Below are 4,410 nucleotides of genomic sequence, written 5' to 3'. Positions count from 1 at the left end.
GTGACAACTTGGGCAAAATAGGTACATAATCTTTGAGTTTAGTCACTCCAAAGTTAGGCATTTGCCCCCGTTGTCTATTTTTTTGTTATAGCATTACTTTGCGCGCACTGCCAATAGCAGAACGAGAGCGTAGCCGTAATGGCTGCGGTTATTAGCCACATATTAGTGGGGGAAATCAACAAACAAATTACCCCTATTATTCCGCCCAGTACATTGGCTTTGATCCGGGTAAAAGCCAACGTTACTGAATCTTTGCCGTCGGCAGAGAGAACCAGCATGACCGAAATGAGGCACCATCCAACATCGGCATAGTGAAGGAGGGAGGAAAGGGTAAAAACGGACAATGTGCCGGCAGCGCATTTGGCGGCATAAATCAAAAGGCTTTTTATTCTGTCATTCATACTTGTTTTTCCGTTCAAGAGCATCATGCGAATTTACTTAAAAATCTGTGCCAAAATTTCTATCTTTGCTCTGCGAGTATCTACTGTCGTCTGCCCCTTTGATAATTTTTTTGTGATTCGTTGGCCGTTATTTGTCCAACACTGCCCCTCATCTCGTCAAGTTCGTTAATTTTGCAGCAGTCCCCTGAACGGTGGACGGTGAACTATTGACCATTGACTGTGAAAATGTATCATAATCCTGTCTTGTTGGAAGCGTGTTTGGAAGGCTTGGCGATTCGTCCCGAGGGTGTGTATGTGGATATTACCTTTGGCGGCGGCGGGCACTCCAAGGCTATCTTGGAACGCCTCGGCGAAAAAGGCCGTTTGTTGGCTTTTGACCAAGATTCCGATGCTCGGGCCAATGCGCAGGCCATTGATGATAAGCGTCTTACTTTTATAGATGCTAATTTTCGTTATCTCCAAAAATACCTTCGTCTGTACGGCGTTAAGCAATTAGATGGAATCTTAGGTGATTTGGGAGTTTCGTCGCATCAATTTGATACCCCCGAGCGCGGATTTTCGACGCGGTTTGAGGCAAATTTAGACATGCGTATGAATCAGCGCGGCGGTTTGACCGCCCGAGACATTGTCGATACGTATTCGGCTGAGGAACTGCACCGCATTTTGGGAATGTACGGCGAATTACAAAATGCCAAAACCGCAGCTCAGGCCATTGTGGCAGCAAGGGCAAATCGAAACATCGAAACGGTGAATGATTTGAAAGCCGCTTTGCAACGTTACACGCCGCGAGGCAAGGAAAATAAGTATTTTGCGCAGGTTTTTCAGGCATTACGCATTGAGGTAAACGACGAAATGGGGGCTTTGCAGGAGTTTTTGACGCAGTCGGTAGAAGTGTTGAAGCCACAGGGGAGATTGGTGGTGATGTCGTATCATTCGTTGGAAGACCGTTTGGTAAAAAACTTTATCGGGAAAGGCAAGTTTTACGGCGAAGTTGAAAAAGACTTGTTTGGAAATGACCTGAAACCGTTGCAATCCGTGACGCGCAAGCCCATTGAGGCTTCCCCGGAAGAAATCGCTCAAAACTCCCGTGCCCGCAGTGCAAAACTGCGCGTAGCGGAAAAGTTGTAAGCGGCAGGTTTTTAGGCTTTACAGTTTATGGTTGTACAAAGTTTAGTATTTAAATTCTCACTACTGATTTCTCACTACTGACTACTTTTATATTATGGCTATCAACGTACTAAAAGCGCAAAAGCGTCCTGCAAAAACCGTCAGAACCAATAGCCGAGTGCTGACGTGGTTGGGACAATGGTATCATGTTGAAAAATGGATTGGTGGAAAACAATTCCCAATCAAATACTTGGATGGAACACTGTTTCTTTTGGGGTTAGGATTGATTCTCATCTTCTTTCGTATCAATGCCGAGCGGCAAATGCGCCAATTGCGAAAAGCCAATGAGGAGGTTAATAACCTTCGCGCGGCTTATACCATCCTGAAAGCCAACTACATGAAGATGGGGAAACAGTCGGAGTTAGCTCCTAAAGTTGAACAATTCGGACTCAAAGAAAGCCGTAAAACGCCACAGCGAATCGCCGTTGCCAGTGAATAAAAAGCTAAGCCATTTTAATGAATTACCATGTTAAGCCAACCCAAAAACATTCGTGAAGATATTTCGCGCCGCTCTTGGACAGTAGCTATCGGGCTGTTTGTACTAGGAGCCTGCGTGATTTATCGCATTTTTTACATTCAACACTTCGGTCAATACAAAGGAAAGCCCTGGCTGCAATACATGTCAAGAACTGTCCGGATAGATACCATTCAGGCCATGCGGGGAAATATTTATTCCAACGATGGCAGTTTGATGGCTACTTCGTTGCCCTATTTTGAGGTTTCGATAGACCCCACTGTTTCGGACAGTACTTATTTTTATAGCCGAGTGGATTCGTTGGCTACGCTTTTTGCCCGCACGTTTGGGCAGCGTACCCGCGAAGAATACCGTCGTGATTTGGTTTTTTCCCGTAAGGAATTTGAAAAAAATGACCGTAGGGGAAATCGGAATATCCGACTTTTGAAGCGAAAAATCACGTACCGCGAATACAACATTATTCTAAATCAGTCTTTTAAAGGTTATGTTATTGATAAAAAAGATGGAACAAAAAAGCCGGTTCAATGGAAAGGGTGGCCGTTTTTCCGTCGTTTTGCGTACACCGGTCGCAGCAGAGGGGGAAAACTCACCATTACCTACGAACGCTATAATCCATTCGGTTCATTGGCAGAGCGTACCATCGGCGATTTAGACAAGAAGACCAAGCGCGGTTTGTTTGGATTGGAAGCGAGTTATGATAAAAAATTGGCCGGTACGCCCGGAGTAGGCCTTTTTAGAGTGTTGGACGACCAAACATTCATGCCCAATGAAGATGATGAAGGCCTGCAACCTATCAACGGTCTTGACTTGTACACCACGTTAGACGTTAATTTTCAGGATATTGCCGAAACGGCTCTCCGAAATACCCTAAAACGCTACCAAGCTTCGCACGGTTGCGTGATTGTAATGGAAGTACCTACGGGCGAAATTCGGGCCATTGCCAATCTTTCCCGCGATGCGGACTCAAGTTACCGCGAGACCTATAATTATGCCTTGGCAGGATTGGGCAATCCGGGCTCTACGTTTAAACTCCCTACCATGTTGGCCGCACTGGAAGAAGGGTTACCCATGCAGCGGGTATATCATACCGGAAACGGGATTGCGAAATACAATACTGCCGTTATCAGAGATACAAAAAAAGTGGGACACGGAGACATTACTGCGCAGCAGGTATTTGAAAAGTCTTCCAATGTAGGGATACACTTGGTAATGAAGGATTATTTCTACGGGAAAGCTGATAAATACGTGGGCTATCTCAAACGCTTCCACCTGCGCCAACCCACCGGCATACAAATGAAAGGAGAACCTGAACCCCGCATACGGATCCCTTCGGATAAGCGCTGGAGCAGGACATCGCTCACCTACATGAGCTACGGCTACGAGTCTGAACTGACGCCTTTGCAGATGCTGTCGTTTTACAATGCCATTGCCAACGATGGCTATTGGGTACGTCCGATGATTGTGAAACAGGTAAAACAGGCCGATGAAATTATTCAGGAAATCATTCCGTTTCGCAGCGAGGAACGAATCGCGTCTGAAAATTCATTACGCAAAGCCCGGGTGCTGTTGGAAGGAGTGGTAGATCACGGCACGGCGACAAACATCAAAAGCGTGTATTACAAAATTGCGGGAAAGACGGGAACGGCACAAAAACTGGTGAACGGTCGCTACGTAGAGGGATTGTACAATACGTCCTTTATCGGTTATTTTCCTGCCGACCAACCTCGGTACAGCTGTTTGATTATGGTAGACAGTCCGCGTGGGTTCAGCATGGAGCAATTGTACGCTGGTAGTGTAGCGGCGCCTGTTTTCAAGGAAGTAACAGATCGTATTATTGGCTACGACATCAAAATGCACCCGCCGATTCCGAAGCAAAAAAACAAAATGACCGAAATGCAGAAACAGTTGCAGGCCGGGCAAGCCGAAGACCTGCGTATTGTGGCTGAAGAAATGGACATTGACGCTCCCGTGAACGTAAATGGGTGGGTAGAAGCTAAAAAAGACAAAGAAGGAGTAAAATGGGAGAACCGTGACGCTGACCCGAATAAAATTCCAAACTTGAAAGGAATGACGTTGCGTGATGCTCTTTATCTACTCGAAAATCACGGCTTTAAAGTAAGCTATACAGGCAAAGGAAAAGTAGTGGAGTATGAATACAAAGCAGGAGCTTATAGCTTAATTTTGAAGTGATTAGCCTCACCCCCCAACCCCCTCTCCAATTTGGAGAGGGGGAGAAGAAGTCCCTCCCTACAGCAGGGCTGTTAAGTTCTATTTTTTTGTTACATTTGACCAAATATTATATGGAATATGACACTAAATGAATTTTTCAAAGATTTACCAGATTCACGTCGAAGTCAGGGACAACGC

At 45.7% G+C, this 4,410-nt stretch carries 4 protein-coding genes; 3 read left to right on the top strand and 1 reads right to left on the bottom strand.

From position 1 onward, the window contains the following. Positions 1–74: 74 nt before the first annotated feature. Complete coding sequence (locus Q0081_RS13735; protein ID WP_298354297.1) at positions 75–401, bottom strand: FUSC family protein; 327 nt, start codon at positions 399–401, stop codon at positions 75–77. Positions 402–626: 225 nt separating this feature from the next. Between Q0081_RS13735 and rsmH the strand changes: the two genes are divergently transcribed. The 3 genes from rsmH to Q0081_RS13720 all read left to right on the top strand — a co-directional run bounded on the left by rsmH (position 627) and on the right by Q0081_RS13720 (position 4,233). Then, entirely contained in the window at positions 627–1,529 is a 903-nt protein-coding gene (rsmH, locus tag Q0081_RS13730; RefSeq protein WP_298354295.1) for a 16S rRNA (cytosine(1402)-N(4))-methyltransferase RsmH, read from the top strand. A gap of 94 nt (positions 1,530–1,623) precedes the next feature. Beyond that, on the top strand, positions 1,624–2,007 hold the full coding sequence (locus Q0081_RS13725) for an FtsL-like putative cell division protein (protein ID WP_298354292.1): 384 nt from the start codon (positions 1,624–1,626) through the stop codon (positions 2,005–2,007). 27 nt (positions 2,008–2,034) lie between these two features. Further along, positions 2,035–4,233, top strand: coding sequence for a penicillin-binding protein (locus tag Q0081_RS13720; RefSeq protein WP_298354289.1), 2,199 nt, complete (start codon positions 2,035–2,037; stop codon positions 4,231–4,233). The last annotated feature ends 177 nt before the right edge of the window (positions 4,234–4,410 follow it).

This window comes from Runella sp., from assembly GCF_027484545.1.
Lineage (GTDB): Bacteria > Bacteroidota > Bacteroidia > Cytophagales > Spirosomataceae > Runella.
Note: the sequence above shows the minus strand (reverse complement) of the source record. Positions and strands in the feature narration are given on the sequence as shown.

Coding starts and splice junctions, on each gene's coding strand:
- Q0081_RS13720 (WP_298354289.1), top strand. CDS start 2,035: ATGTTAAGCCAACCCAAAAACATTCGTGAAGATATTTCGCGCCGCTCT.
- rsmH (WP_298354295.1), top strand. CDS start 627: ATGTATCATAATCCTGTCTTGTTGGAAGCGTGTTTGGAAGGCTTGGCG.
- Q0081_RS13725 (WP_298354292.1), top strand. CDS start 1,624: ATGGCTATCAACGTACTAAAAGCGCAAAAGCGTCCTGCAAAAACCGTC.
- Q0081_RS13735 (WP_298354297.1), bottom strand. CDS start 401: ATGAATGACAGAATAAAAAGCCTTTTGATTTATGCCGCCAAATGCGCT.